The sequence below is a fragment of the Vibrio natriegens NBRC 15636 = ATCC 14048 = DSM 759 genome (assembly GCF_035621455.1).
Taxonomy (GTDB): domain Bacteria; phylum Pseudomonadota; class Gammaproteobacteria; order Enterobacterales; family Vibrionaceae; genus Vibrio; species Vibrio natriegens.
Window position 1 is genome coordinate 1,646,479 of sequence record NZ_CP141822.1, and the last position, 14,756, is coordinate 1,661,234.

Annotated in this window: 9 protein-coding genes; all 9 read right to left on the reverse strand. The window is 43.4% G+C overall.

Going from position 1 to position 14,756, the window contains the following annotated elements; genetic code table 11:
• Positions 1-440: 440 nt before the first annotated feature.
• The 9 genes from VER99_RS07555 to VER99_RS07595 all read right to left on the reverse strand — a co-directional run bounded on the left by VER99_RS07555 (position 441) and on the right by VER99_RS07595 (position 14,709).
• Complete coding sequence (locus VER99_RS07555; protein WP_014231886.1) at positions 441-983, reverse strand: cell division protein ZapC; 543 nt, start codon at positions 981-983, stop codon at positions 441-443.
• A 166-nt stretch (positions 984-1,149) separates the two neighbouring features.
• Positions 1,150-2,160 carry a quinone-dependent dihydroorotate dehydrogenase gene (gene pyrD, locus VER99_RS07560; protein WP_014231887.1) on the reverse strand — a complete coding sequence of 337 codons (1,011 nt, stop codon included), beginning with the start codon at positions 2,158-2,160 and terminating at the stop codon, positions 1,150-1,152.
• A 309-nt stretch (positions 2,161-2,469) separates the two neighbouring features.
• On the reverse strand, positions 2,470-7,311 hold the full coding sequence (locus VER99_RS07565) for an NAD-glutamate dehydrogenase (RefSeq protein WP_014231888.1): 4,842 nt from the start codon (positions 7,309-7,311) through the stop codon (positions 2,470-2,472).
• 201 nt (positions 7,312-7,512) lie between these two features.
• Positions 7,513-7,731 carry a DUF2835 domain-containing protein gene (locus VER99_RS07570; RefSeq protein ID WP_014231889.1) on the reverse strand — a complete coding sequence of 73 codons (219 nt, stop codon included), beginning with the start codon at positions 7,729-7,731 and terminating at the stop codon, positions 7,513-7,515.
• 58 nt (positions 7,732-7,789) lie between these two features.
• A complete protein-coding gene (gene pepN / locus VER99_RS07575) occupies positions 7,790-10,396 on the reverse strand; it encodes an aminopeptidase N (protein WP_020333304.1) in 2,607 nt (868 codons plus the stop codon).
• A gap of 229 nt (positions 10,397-10,625) precedes the next feature.
• Entirely contained in the window at positions 10,626-11,291 is a 666-nt protein-coding gene (locus tag VER99_RS07580) for a hypothetical protein (RefSeq protein ID WP_014231891.1), read from the reverse strand.
• Between the two features lie 195 nt (positions 11,292-11,486).
• On the reverse strand, positions 11,487-13,493 hold the full coding sequence (gene prc / locus VER99_RS07585; RefSeq protein WP_014231892.1) for a carboxy terminal-processing peptidase: 2,007 nt from the start codon (positions 13,491-13,493) through the stop codon (positions 11,487-11,489).
• Between the two features lie 17 nt (positions 13,494-13,510).
• Positions 13,511-14,137 (reverse strand): RNA chaperone ProQ, encoded by a 627-nt coding sequence (proQ, locus tag VER99_RS07590; protein WP_014231893.1) that lies wholly within the window; start codon positions 14,135-14,137, stop codon positions 13,511-13,513.
• Between the two features lie 98 nt (positions 14,138-14,235).
• Entirely contained in the window at positions 14,236-14,709 is a 474-nt protein-coding gene (locus tag VER99_RS07595) for a GAF domain-containing protein (protein ID WP_014231894.1), read from the reverse strand.
• Positions 14,710-14,756: the final 47 nt, after the last annotated feature.

The window sequence follows — 14,756 nt, forward strand, 5'->3', positions numbered from 1 at the left end:
CCTCGTTTTTAAAGGTATTTTCCCTTCCGTTAGCACAAACACTCACCAGTTAAGTGATCTGAAAGTTCCTACATTTTGCATTTTAATCAACTTTCACGTCGTCCTCCTTTTAACCAAGATGCTATTCACACAGAGATAGTGAATACTTATTTACATCAATTTTGGTCTATACCAACACTAAAATATCGTTGTTATTTAATTACATTTTTCTGATATAGGGGAATAAATAGGTAAATGTTAAGCGCCGAGTTGCCTAACATTAAGAGAAACTAAGTTAAAGAAAGTGGAATAAAAGTGACCTACCTCATGATTAAGTGCGCGAAAAATGTACAGTTGCAGAGGTATTTATGTGAAAAGAGTGAAGTGTTCGGATAAAAAAAATCGACCTGAAGCGGTCGATTAAGGCAAACAAAGGAACGAAATAAAGAAATTAAATCAGGTTATCCAACCATGGCCATGGGTGCCATCACAAACAGGTGGCTTGCACACGCCATACGGTCGTGCATCACTTTAATCGGTTGGCCAAATGGCAGAGACTTGCTTCCATCAAGCACAAACTCTTCTTGTCCCACGTAAAGGCACAAGCTAGAGGTTTCTCCAGGCTCAAGTACAATGAAGACACCTTCAGAGTATTGGTTCGTCAGGAAGACCATATCCCCCTCTTCTGGCTCATATCCAGAAGACTGAGCATCGAAAAACCAACTTTTAGGTTGTACTGGCTTATGGAAGCGTTTAGCAGCTACGCAGTATAGGGTTAGCTCTGCTTGACGGTATTCACTGATATCGAGACAGCGAATACGTTCATTAAAGGTCTGAAACGCACTAGCATCATCGACAGTAAATTCGTTGTTTGAGAAGGCGCAGTTGACTAGCAGCTTTCGGGATAGATTGGTTTGGAAAATCATTTCCTCCCCTAAATCCAGCATTAAACAAGCTTTATGCTCGTCATAATACCAATTCCATTTGTCGCTGGGTTTAAGCATTGTTCCGTTCTCTCTTGACTAGTTAAATCAGTGGTAAAGAGGTAAGACGCTTAATTACCTACTCATGATTTTTAAATTCTACAAATGAACGGACAAAAAAAAAGAGGAAACAAGATCCTCTTTTTTTGTAATAACTAATGTAAACTCAGCGAGTTGTTAAATTATTTTAAAGATTTTTAACAATATCGCGTACTAAACCTGGACCGTGGTAAATAAAACCTGTATAGACTTGGACCAACTGTGCTCCGGCCATCATCTTCTCTTTTGCCGCAACATAAGAATCGATACCACCCACACCAATTATCGGAAGTTTGTCGCCAAGCGCTTCGTGAAGTTTACGAACTACCTCAGTAGAACGAGACTGTACCGGACGGCCACTTAAGCCACCCGCTTCATTCGCGTGTTTCATACCTTCAACAACGGTTCTATCCAATGTTGTGTTCGTCGCAATCACACCATCGATGTTGTTTTTAATTAGTGATTCACAAATCTGAACGATTTCGTCATCACTCAAATCAGGTGCGATCTTCAGTGCCAACGGTACGTATTTATCGTGCTTTTCTGCTAGCTCAGATTGCTTTGCTTTCAACTCAGCAAGCAACTCATCCAATGCCTCGCCGTATTGAAGCGAACGTAATCCTGGCGTGTTTGGAGAAGAGATATTCACCGCAATGTAACCTGCGTATTCGTATACTTTTTCCATACAAATCAGGTAGTCTTCTGCCCCTTTCTCAATCGGCGTATCTTTGTTTTTGCCGATATTGATACCAAGTACACAGTCGAACTTCGCTTTCTTCACATTCTCAACCAAGTGATCAACACCTAGGTTGTTAAAGCCCATACGGTTGATGATGCCCTCTGCTTCCACTAGACGGAACAGACGTGGTTTATCATTACCAGGTTGTGGACGTGGTGTTACGGTACCGACTTCAACGAAACCAAAACCCATCGCATCAAACGCTTCGATACATTCGCCGTTTTTGTCTAAACCAGCAGCGAGACCGACAGGGTTACGGAACGTTAGCCCCATGCACTCTACTGGACGATTTGGTAATTGTTGACGATAGAAAAGATCGAGAGGTGTGCCGTTAAAGCGTTGGAAATTCTTAATTGCAAGATCATGTGCCTTTTCGGCATCAAGTTGGAAAAAGCCAGTTCTGGCTAGACGGTAAAGCATTGTGCCTCCGAAAGAAAAAAGCCCCGTGTAAACGGGTCAATATTATTTACTGTTTTTAATCGTAATTCAATTAAAATGAACGAATTAAGTAAAATCATATTTCTCAAAATTAATTATCATTTAAAAACAGTCATTTAAAATAATTATTTGAGTACAAAAATCATAATTATTTATGAAAAAGCAATCGATTTCAGTACATATAAAGTTAAAACAATAGTGACAGCGTCACTTAAATTTCGCTAAGAGCTGGTAATCAGATACAAAAAAGCCCCGTATCTCTACGAGGCTTTGTCTAAAACGCTAACTCTCCTACTCGCTTGGTGAGCAGTTTAAGTTAAGCAATACCAATTCACGTAGCGCAACCGAGAATTTTGCAAACTCATGGACAGAGCCAACTTTAAACTCGTTTAGGATACTTTCCCAACGTTGCAGTGAAGGTTCATTAGATTCCATCCAGTTATCAAGTGCTTCTATCACATCAAACTCTTCTGATGCGCAGTTGCAATTTAGTACCTGAGCGGTTAGCTGACGTTGCTGCCAATCTAAGTCTTCACGGAACGCTGCGCGAGCCAACGCTTGCCAGTTGTTGTCTACAGCTTGGTTGTTGATTTGCTTCAAGAACCAGTGCAGAGACAGACGATCCCCTAAGTTGAAGTACAACTTAGATGCTTGCTCAACCGTTTTGCCTGTTTCACTTGCCACTGCAGAAATATCCAGTGCAGATTGCAGACTTGATAGGCGAGCAACTTGATGAGCCAGTTTCTCTTCAACCCCTCTGTCCATCCAAACTTGTGCGAGTTCGTTGTGTTCTTCAACTTCTGACTCAACAAGCATGCTATCAAGCGTTTCGCTGATAACGTTCACATCTTGTTTGTAAAGATTGATCAATTCGCCCACGGTGTATTTGCCGCTACGATTACGCAGTAGCCAACGAGCAATTCGGCGTAGAGCACGACGAACATAGAACATGATTTCGTATTGTGCTTGCGCTGTCGCTACGTTATCCAGCTCACGAGTCTGTTTTAGAATCGATTCTAGTTCGAAGATTTCACGTGCTGCACTGTATGCATTGGCGATATCAACAACACTTGCACCCGTCTCTTCTTGCAAGCGAGTGACGAAGTTACAACCCATCTCGTTAACCATTTGGTTCGCCAGCGCTGTCGCGATAATTTCTGCACGTAGCGGGTGGTTGACCATCTGATCTTTATAGTTACGGCGTAACTCACTTGGGAAGTAAGCAACTAGCTGCTTCGCATGGAACTCGTCATTTGCGATTTCGTCCGTAACAAGCTGCTGCTTCAATACCATTTTACCGTAAGCAACCAGAACAGAAAGCTCTGGACGTGTCAGACCCAAGCCCTGCTTTTCACGCTCTAGAAGCGTTTCGTCATCAGGGATGTATTCCAGCGCACGATCCAGGAACCCTGCTTTCTCCATAGTATGGATGAAGCGAATCTGTTCTTTAACGATACCAACACCCTGCTGCTCAGTAACAGAGATTGACTCTGATTGGCAGTAAGCATCATCAAGAACGATTTCACCAACTTCATCTTCCATCGACTCTAGGATTTGGTTACGTTGTTTAACAGTCAGATCACCGTTTGAAACCAAACCATTCAGGAAGATCTTGATGTTGACTTCGTTATCCGAACAGTCAACACCACCTACGTTATCAACGAAGTCGGTGTTCACGCGGCCGCCGTTAAGTGCGTATTCGATACGACCTTGTTGAGTCATACCCAAGTTACCGCCTTCTCCTACAACCTTCGCTCTCAGATCACGACCGTCGATACGTAGCATGTCGTTTGCACGGTCACCAACGTCAGTATGCGTCTCGTTAGAAGCTTTAACGTACGTACCGATACCACCATTCCATAGAAGATCCACTTTCATTTTCAGGATCATCTTAATCAGATCGTTTGGTGCCATAGAAGCTTTCTTAGTACCCAACATTTTCTGAATTTCAGGTGTTAACTGGATCGATTTCGCACGGCGAGAGAAGATGCCACCACCGTCGGAGATCAACTCTTTGTTGTAATCTTCCCAGCTTGATCTTGGCAGATTAAACAAGCGGTTACGCTCTTCCCAGCTTGACGCTGAATCTGGATTTGGATCAATGAAGATGTGCATGTGGTTAAACGCAGCTTGTAGACGAATGTGCTTAGATAGCAGCATACCGTTACCAAACACGTCCCCTGCCATGTCACCAACACCGATAGCAGTAAAGTCAGTCGTTTGACAATCAATGCCCATTTCACGGAAGTGACGTTTTACTGACTCCCAACCACCTTTTGCTGTGATACCCATTGCTTTGTGGTCGTAACCGTTAGAACCACCAGAAGCAAATGCATCACCCAGCCAGAAGTTGTATTCGTCAGAGACTGAGTTCGCTAAGTCTGAGAATGTTGCAGTGCCTTTATCTGCAGCAACAACCAAATATGGGTCGTCTTCATCGTGACGTACAACATTTTGCGGATGCGCTACTTCGCCTTCAATGATGTTGTCTGATACATCAAGCAATGCGCGAATAAAGCGTTTGTAACAACGTTGACCTTCCGCGAAGATCTCATCACGTGTAGTCAGAGATGGTTGACGTTTACAAACGAAACCACCTTTCGCGCCAACAGGAACGATAACAGTATTCTTAACTTGTTGAGCTTTAACCAGACCAAGAATCTCTGTACGGAAATCTTCTTGGCGATCTGACCAGCGCAAGCCACCACGTGCTACTTTACCACCACGCAAGTGAACACCTTCGATGTCCGGAGCGTAAACGAAGATCTCAAATGCCGGTACCGGTTGTGGAATCTCTGGGATTTCACTTGGCTTCATCTTCAATGACAACCAAGGCTTAGGCAGTTTGTTCTCGTCTGTTTGGTAGTAGTTGGTGCGTAGCGTCGCCATGATCATTTCCATGTAACGACGGATGATACGATCGTCATCCAAGCTTTCTACACGATCCAATTGCTCAGTCAGTTTCTTGATAAGATCATTCTGACCTTTCTCGCTACCTTTGTGCTTAGGATCGAAACGCTTGGTAAACAGGTTAACTAGACCTGTTGCTAAATCTGGGTAGTGGCTTAGCGTATCTTCAATGTATTGCTGACTGAATGGGAAGCCAACTTGACGCATGTAGCGCGCGTAAGCACGAAGAATTGAGATTTCACGGCCAGTCAGTGAAGCACCTAGTACCAATCGGTTAAAGCCGTCACTTTCTAGATTACCAGACCAAATCGCTGCAAATGCTTGTTGGAATCGATCACGCGCTTCGCGAAGATCTACCGTTTTCTCGCTCTTATGCAGCATTGAGAAATCAAGGATCCAAAATGTCTGACCGTTGGTTTTCTCGATCTCATACGGAGATTCACCGATCACGCGTAGACCCAAGTTTTCTAACATTGGCATTACGTCAGAAAGGTGAATCGGTTCGTCTCGGTGGTAAAGTTTCAAACGTACCGCTTTTGAATCTGCCGCTTCTTCTTGAGGACGGTAGAACAACATGCCCAGTTTGTTGTCGTCGCTTAATGCTTCCAAGCGTTCAATATCTGCAACTGCAGAGCTAGGCATCATATCTTCTTTGTATGAACGCGGGAATGAACTCATGTACTCTTTTGAAAGTGGAAGACCTTTGCTTTCACCAAAGTTAGCGATGATGGATTCTTTAAGTCTGTCGTCCCAAGAGGTGGAAACTTCCATTAGGTTTTGCTCGATCTTTTTCACGTCTACGTCAATGTTGTTATTGTCTACACGAACAATGTAATGCGTTCTGGCCAAAGGACTTTCTGAGAAGTAAGTTGTGAATTCAACTTCTTGCTCGCAGCCAAAGTATTGTTTGAAAATACGTTGAGTCTGGCGACGCAATTCTGTGTTGTAACGGTCTTTTGTTACGTAGACCATGCAGCTAAAGAAGCGGCCAAACGGGTCTTTACGTACAAACAGACGAATCAAGTCGCGATCTTGCATTTGCACCACGCCCATGCCGACTTCCAGCAACTCTTCTTCGTTTGCTTGAAGCAGCTCATCACGCGGGTAGTTTTCTAAAATATTGTGCAGTGCTTTGTATGAGTATGATCCGTGACGGTAACCACTTGCAGTTAGGATACGATCCACTTTTTCACGAATCAGAGGAATGCTTTGAACCGCTTGGTTGTATACCGCCGACGTGTAAAGGCCAGTGAAGCGGTGCTCACCAATCACTTTGCCATTTTCATCAAACTTCTTGATGCCAATATAGTCAGTGTAAGCAGGACGGTGAATACGACATGGTCGGTTGCCTTTTGTCATGATCAGCGCGTATGGCTTTTTCGCTTCTAGTCTTGCTGAATCAGACAGTTCGGACAGTTTCACGCTGCGAACTCGCTTGTCGTCCGCAAACAGACCCAAACCTTTCTCTTTCACAGGGTTTAGTTCTGTATCACCATTGTTTTCAACAAGGTCATATTCTTTGTAACCCATGAAGGTGAAGTTGTGCTCACCTAGCCAACGCAAAAATGCAATGGTCTCATCCATACGATCCTTTTGGATCGTTACGCGTTCTTTATTCTGCTCAAGTTGATCAGTAACGACTTTCAGCTTGTCGACCATCTTTTTCCAGTCGCTTACCACAAGGCGCGTATCAGAAAGGATGTCTAATAGCTCAGCTTTAAGTGCCTGCATCTCTTCTTTACTGGTAAGACGGTCAACTTCGATATGGAACAAAGACTGAAGGACACCACCTTCACCGTTTACATCGATAACGTGGCCCTTCTCATCTCGTTGAAGTTGAGTTGGATTGTTCAACATAAGATGAGACACCAAATCTAGACGAGCTAAGGCCATCTTGATTGAGTCCACTAAGAACGGGCTATCTGGAACAACAACTTCTACGATTGTGTGAGTCGATTGCCAACCTTGACGGCTGACGGTCGGGTTGAAGACTTGTACAGAAACATCTTCAGGTTTTTTTTCGTTGATATGATGCCAAAGGCTAATTACGGCACCATAGAGATCGGATTCATTTCGCTGGACCAAGTCGTCATCGGAAATATTACTAAATAAGTGTTGAGCAAGTTTTGTTACAAGCGTCTGGTGAGAAAGCTCGAGTTTGTCTTGAATCAGTTGGTAAACTTTTTCAAGCAGAACCGGCACTACATTTTCACGCGCGGTCATATTCACACTCCACAGAATAATTGTTGTTTTGTAGGGGGACTTAGCAAAGGGATAACTTCCCTGAAACTAAGCATTGGTAATGCATACGACCCATTGTAAAAGGATAATTACAAATGTTTAACAACTATTAGTAGTGGTATGAGGTGAAATGTCTGATTCTGTGACTAAGATACCTATTTAAACATCTAGAAATATCTTACCTCACAGAGTTTCCAACTTAATAAACTTGTTATTTTGGTCAGTTGTTAGCCTAAACTGCCCTCTAATGCCCAATTGAGTAAGAAATGGTCTGAATTTAGCCGCTGATAACTGAAGTCTTAAACCGTTGTGAGTCACAACTTGGATCGTGTTTGAAACACCAGAATAATGTGAACGAAATGTCTGATATGGAATGTTGAGTGAGAAATAGTAGTACTTCATTAGGTAAAACGTTAATAAAAAAAGGGTGGTCACTCAGACCACCCTATTCGTTTGATGACTATTCGTCTAGTGCCTTGGTGACTTTTTCAAACAAGTCTTTGGCAAGATTATCCATCGCTTTCAGTTTTTCAAGTTCTGCACGAATCAGCGCTTGGCGACTTTCATCGTATTTACGGAACTTAAGTAGCGGATCAATCAGACGCGATGCCACTTGCGGGTTGGTGTCATTCAACTGACGCAGAATCTCACCCGCAAACAGATAGCCTGAACCTGCCTTATCATGGAAATGCACTGGGTTTGCACTCAAGAACGAACCGATCAAGCTACGAATGCGGTTCGGGTTTTTCAAACTGAATGCTTCGTGTGACATGGTTGCTTTTACTTTCTCAAGTGCATCTTCAGCTGGGTTGCTACCTTGCAGTACAAACCACTTGTCCATAACCAAACCATCGTGTTTCCACTTATCGCTGTAATCCGCCATCAACGTTTCACGACATTCAAGCTGTGCATTATTGGCAGCCGTCATCGCAGCAATGGTATCTGTCATGTTGTTTGCAGATGCATATTGCTCCTGTACAAGTTGGTTGCCATTTTCAGTATGCGCAAGGAACTGAAGGCACTGATTGCGCAACGCACGCTTACCAATAGCATCATGCTCGATAGAGTAATCCGCTTGCTTCAATGTATGGTAGGTTGCACTTAGTTCATCTTCTAATTCTTTAGAAAGTGACAGTGTAATGCTATTGAGTACGGTATCAACCGCATCGATATCAATCTGTTGGTACCAACCGGTAATTTCATTGATAGAAGGCAATGATAACACCTGTGCGATGAACGCTGGTTCCAGGTTGGCATCAAGCAATACGCCACGGAACGCGTCGATCAACTCTTCAGAAAGTTTAACTTCCTTGCCCGCTTGAACGTTCACGACGTTTTGACGGATGTATTTCGCCAGCAACATTTGGCTTGCATCCCAACGTGCGAAATCGTTCGTGGCATGTTTCATCAGGAAGATCAGTTCTTCATCGCTGTAACCGTATTCCAGTTTTACTGGTGCGGAGAACTCGCGTAGCAATGATGGTACTGGTTTAACATCGACATTTTCAAACACGAAAGTCTGTTTGTCTTGTTTGATGTCTAGAACATTGTGAACAGACTCACCATTGATAATCAATGGAATCACCTGACCTTTGTCGTCGTACAATTCAATATCAAATGGAATATGCAGCGCTTGTTTTTCCGCTTGATCATGCGTTGCCTCGGTAAACTGCTCAACGGTTAGCGCGTAAGTTTTCGCGTCAGCATTGTACTCGCTGTTCACGCGCAATGTTGGTGTACCCGATTGGCTGTACCATAAGCGGAATTGTTGTAGGTCAACGCCTGTTGCATCTTCCATCGCCGATACAAAGTCTTCACATGTTGCAGCTGTGCCATCATGACGCTCAAAGTAAAGCTTCATGCCTTTTTGGAAACCTTCCTCGCCTAGCAATGTGTGATACATGCGAATGACTTCACTGCCTTTCTCATAAACAGTGAGCGTGTAAAAGTTATTCATCTCGATAACTTTATCTGGACGAATTGGGTGCGACATCGGGCTCGAATCTTCAGCAAACTGAGGACCACGGATAATACGAACATTATCGATACGGTTAACAGCGCGAGAGCCAAGATCTGACGAAAATTCCTGATCACGGAAAACTGTTAAGCCTTCTTTTAGACTTAACTGGAACCAATCGCGACAAGTCACGCGGTTACCCGTCCAGTTATGGAAGTACTCATGACCAATTACGGCTTCAATTCCCAGATAATCGCGGTCAGTTGCCGTTTGGTCGTTGGCTAGAACGAACTTCGAGTTAAAGATGTTCAGACCTTTGTTTTCCATCGCGCCCATATTGAAGAAATCCACAGCCACGATCATGTAAATGTCTAGGTCATACTCCAGGCCAAAGCGTTCTTCGTCCCACTTCATTGAATTGATCAGTGACGTCATGGCATGCGGCGCACGATCCAAGTTACCTTTATCAACAAAGATCTCTAACTCGACATTGCGACCAGACATAGTGGTGTAGTTGTCACGCAGTACATCAAAATCACCAGCAACCAGTGCAAATAAGTATGCTGGTTTCGGGTGTGGGTCCTGCCATTGTACCCAGTGGCGGCCATTTTCTGCGTCACCTTCTGCAATACGGTTACCGTTGCTCAGCAAGTAAGGGTATGTCCCTTTATCGGCAATCACTTTCGTCGTGTATTTTGCCAATACGTCTGGGCGATCCAGGTAATACGTGATGCGACGGAAACCTTCGGCTTCACACTGAGTACAGAAAGCACCACCAGATTTGTATAAACCTTCAAGTGCCGTATTCGCTTCAGGATCAATCTTAGTAATGATCTCAAGTTCAAATTCAGCTGGTAGATCAGAAAGAACCAGAGAGGCTTCTTTCACTTCATGATGAGCCCAGTCTTCTCCATTCACTTTGACAGAACGAAGCTCCAGCCCTTCGCCATCTAACTCCAATGTTGTGAGTTCACCTTTTTGAATGACTTTCGATACCGCAGTAACGATAGTGTCGTTATCGAATAGATCAAACGTGAGATCAATGTCGGTAATAATATGAGATGGCGCTTGATAATCTTTACGATATTTAGCTTGAGGAGCTTGGGACATGTCCATAAATCCTTGTCTGTCGAAGAATAAAAAACCACTTCTTTAATGACTAAAACATCGAAGTGGTATCACTATATAAGCTATTAGTAGTGCTTGTGGTATCAAAATACAAGCCTTTACACCAAAAAATAGAGCTAATAGTGTACTAGCTCTACTTTATGGTTAACATTTATACAACATTACTTGCATTCACTAGGCTTACATCACGGTGAAGAATTATAGATAGTTGTTATTGTGTAACTCTATTTAAAACCGCGTACATATCACCATTTGAGTCTTCTATCGTCAATTCGTTTTTGTTGAGTTTATAAGTGGTTCCATGCTCGCCGTTTTCATACAAAAGAACTAGGTACTCATCCTCGGTATAAAAGACACCCTGTTTCACTGATTCTTTCCCGGCCTCATTAGAAACGCGGAATAGAAAAACGAAGTCGGGTTGGAGAATCAAGTCCATGTGGCTGATCTTACTTGCGGCAAGGCCATCTCCAGAGACGTGAGAGCTAGACCAAATGCCTGCAAGCGCATTCGATAGACCCTTGGTGAAGGTGACACCATTGAGATCAAGCGTGTTGTGGTTATTCCGGTACGCATAGATTTGGGGCTCATCCGTATTCAGGCCAAGAACAATCGTATCTTCGTTGACATTGTACATCCCTTCCCAATGATCAACAGAATAGTCCTTTTTCTGGATATCAATGGAGAACATATAGTCAGAACCCAAAGACAGTTTGATGGCGCGAAAGTTTTCCGCAGACTCTCCTGAATTCTGATTCAGCAAATACCAATCCCCGATTAAAAACGGGGTGTCAAAGTGACTTAATTCTTCTTCACGAGCGTTGTCGGCGCTGTACGCGCTAAAGCAAAAAAAACTAAGTAAAATAAAGAACCATTTCATATCGGCATCCTTATCGTTTTCTTTTAGCTTAGGCTTTAGTCATCTGTTTCGCGAAATATTTGAGATTCATCACGTAAATTGTTTGTACAAAAAAAGCGCATATTTATCTCAATATGGCTGGGAAATGAAGATAAAAAGATAGAAAAAAAGAGCGAGTCATAAGGACTCGCTCTTGTAGTATTGAATGTTTAGTCGTTATGACTGATCAGTTGGTTTCAACATATCAATCATAATTGAGACAGATTCATCGAGATAAACGTCTGGGGCTTCGTAGTCTTTAGGCACATCATCTAACGACTTAAATGCCTTTTTGCCTAGTAATGCCTGACGTTCATTAATGCGCTCCAGACGAAGCTTGTCTTCAGAGTCTTGCTCCGCTTTGCGCACTTTTTCATTGAGCGACAAAAAGTTGTTGTCTTTATCTTGACGATATTTCTCAATGTCTTCGTTGATGAATCGGAATTCCATTTCATCCGCGATGCGCTTGTTATGCAGCTTTGTCAAACTCGCTACCAACGTATCGTTGTCCGGATACATTGTGTAACTCGCTTTATCGATGCTATCCCAAGGTAGCGCGTTCTCTTCGACACTTTCACCGGTTTCAGAAGCTTCGATTGGCGTTGGATAAGCAATATCCGGCGCTACCCCACGATTCTGAGTACTACCACCATCAATACGGTAGAACTTCTGAATTGTGTATTGAACATACCCTAGCTCTTTATCAAAAAGGTCATAGATATGGTTCAACGAGCGGTGCTGCTGGACAGTTCCCTTACCAAACGAGTTCTCACCAAGAATGATAGCGCGATTATAATCTTGCATCGCTGCGGCAAAGATTTCCGAAGCAGACGCACTATAACGGTTAATCAGCACCGTTAAAGGACCATCGTAACTGATTTGTCCATCAGTATCCGCATTGACCTTGATTCGACCATAGCTATCGCGAACTTGTACGACCGGGCCTTCTTTGATGAACAGTCCCGTCAGCGCCGTTGCTTCTGTTAAAGCACCGCCACCGTTGTTACGCAAGTCGACAATCACGCCGTCCACATTCTTGGTTTTAAATTCCGCCAGCAATTTGTCCGTATCGTTAGACAAACCGACGTAAAAACTCGGTACTTCCAAAACGCCAATTTTCTTGCCGTTCTTCTCGATCACTTCTGACTTAACAGCTCGGTCTTCCAAGCGTACTTTGTCTCGAACAATTGTGACAATGTAACTCTTGGCTCCAGCGCCTTCTGGCAATATCTGAAGGTTAACCTTGGTACCTTTTGGCCCTTTGATTAACTGAACCACATCGTCTAAACGCCAGCCAATAATGTCGACAATCTCTTCGCCATCTTGACCAACCCCAATAATGCGGTCACCTTCACCAAGCTGTTTGCTCTTTGAAGCTGGGCCGCCAACCACGAGTGAACGAATAACAGTGTAATCATCCGTCATTTGCAAAACGGCACCAATACCTTCCAGTGAAAGGTTCATTTCTGACTGGAACTGTTCTGCGTTGCGTGGAGAAAGGTAGCTAGTATGAGGATCGACTTGTCTTGCGAAGGCATTCATGTAGAGCTGGAATGCGTCTTCGTTATTGGTTTGAGTGATTCGCTTCATTGCGTTGTTATAACGCTTCTCTAAAACTTCTTTTATCTCTGGCCACTCTTTGCCAGTCAGTTTCAGATTGAGCGCGTCATACTTAACACGTTTTCGCCATAACTCATTAATTTCCGACTCATTTTTTGGCCATGCTGCTTCTGAACGATCAAGTTCGATCTGATCATCGTTATCAAATTTGATTTCGTTGTCGAGCAAGGTCAACGCATAAGCAAAACGCTCGAAACGTTTTTGCATAGACAGATTATAGACATCGAATGCGATCTGGTTATTGCCAGCTTTAAGCTGATCATCCAGCTCTACAGACCAATCTTTGAAGGCGTCTATATCAGCTTGAGTGAAAATATTTCGATTATAATCAAGCATTTCTACATAGCGTTCAAAAATCGCTTTAGAGAAATCGTCATCGAGACTGAAATGCTTGTAATGAGAGCGGGTGAATCGAGAGGTGACTCTCTTGCTGGCCGTTTCGTGCTGAACTTCAGGAGTGAGCACCGGCAAGTCATCTTTGTGTAGTTTGGCTTCTAGAGCCTGAGCTGATGCTGCTAGCAATAAGCTAGCAGCGATCAGGGTCACTTTTGAACGGCAATTCATGCGTAGGAGTATCTCCCTTATGCGCGCAAGTGCTCCGCTTTTACAACCATTTGTAGGCCGTTAGCAAGTTGAACACGTACATCATCCTTATTGATTTCAACAATGGTCGCTGCCATGTTACCTTTGCCCATGTTCACATTTACTGCGTTGCCTACGGTGATTTCGTCAGCGTTTAGCGCGCGTGTTTCTACAGGCTGAGTTGGTTTCTGTGCTTTAGGTTTATTAGTACGACGAGGCTGTTGAGGCTTTTTAGCCGCAGGTTTTGCTTTCGCCTTACCCTCTTCACGAGCTTTCTGTGCTTGTTCTTTACGACGAGCTTGAACTTTCGCTTTGCTTTCTGCAAGTGTTGCTTTAGCGTGTTCTACGTGTTCTTCTTCTAGCTCACCACATGGGTTGCCGTCTAAATCTACACGTACCGCACCTGGTTTTACACCATGTAGGTAACGCCATGATGAAGTGTACTGTCTTAACGCTGCACGAAGCTGAGTTTTGCTTACTTTTTCGTCTTCATTTAGACGTTCCGCAAGATCTTGAAAAATACCAATTTTCAGAGGTTTTGCTTCACCTTCTAAAGTAAAGCACTTAGGGAAACATTCAGCAATATATGCGATAACTTCTTTGCTGTTTTTTAACTTTTCAGTCATGAGGGTTCCTGGTTTGAGCGGCTTTCCGCAGAGCATTAAGAAAAAATATTCTCGTATTATAGTGAGATGCCAACGAAAAACCACACTCGTGGACGAATTTATGCGTTGTTCGCGTGTGAATTAAGCAGCTTTTCTACTTCAGACATAAAATGAGTAAGCCCTGCTTCATCCGTTTCATTGAATCGGCCAATACTTGGGCTATCGATATCTAACACTCCGGCTACTTTTCCGTTAATCGTAAACGGAATCACAATTTCAGAATTACTTGCCGCATCACAAGCAATATGGCCTTCAAACGCATGTACGTCGTATACTCTTTGTATGGTGTTAGTTTTTGCTGCGGTACCACAGACTCCACGCCCCATCGGGATGCGAACACAAGCTGGCTTACCTTGGAACGGACCTAGAACCAGTTCGTCCCCTTTAGTAAGGTAAAAGCCTGCCCAGTTGAGATCTTCTAGTTCCATAAATAGAAGTGAGCTCAGGTTTGCCAAGTTGGCAATAAAATCTGGCTCTGACTCAATGAGTGCTGCGGCTTGCTTGGTTAGTCTTTGATACTGTTCTATGTTCATATTAACTTCCTACTAATTTATAACGCTTCCATTCTTATGGGTTAACG

Bases quoted from the DNA above. Each gene is read 5' to 3' on its own strand.
- prc (WP_014231892.1), bottom strand. From the start codon at position 13,493: ATGAATTGCCGTTCAAAAGTGACCCTGATCGCTGCTAGCTTATTGCTA.
- proQ (WP_014231893.1), bottom strand. From the start codon at position 14,137: ATGACTGAAAAGTTAAAAAACAGCAAAGAAGTTATCGCATATATTGCT.
- pepN (WP_020333304.1), bottom strand. From the start codon at position 10,396: ATGTCCCAAGCTCCTCAAGCTAAATATCGTAAAGATTATCAAGCGCCA.
- VER99_RS07555 (WP_014231886.1), bottom strand. From the start codon at position 983: ATGCTTAAACCCAGCGACAAATGGAATTGGTATTATGACGAGCATAAA.
- pyrD (WP_014231887.1), bottom strand. From the start codon at position 2,160: ATGCTTTACCGTCTAGCCAGAACTGGCTTTTTCCAACTTGATGCCGAA.
- VER99_RS07595 (WP_014231894.1), bottom strand. From the start codon at position 14,709: ATGAACATAGAACAGTATCAAAGACTAACCAAGCAAGCCGCAGCACTC.
- VER99_RS07570 (WP_014231889.1), bottom strand. From the start codon at position 7,731: ATGAAGTACTACTATTTCTCACTCAACATTCCATATCAGACATTTCGT.
- VER99_RS07580 (WP_014231891.1), bottom strand. From the start codon at position 11,291: ATGAAATGGTTCTTTATTTTACTTAGTTTTTTTTGCTTTAGCGCGTAC.
- VER99_RS07565 (WP_014231888.1), bottom strand. From the start codon at position 7,311: ATGACCGCGCGTGAAAATGTAGTGCCGGTTCTGCTTGAAAAAGTTTAC.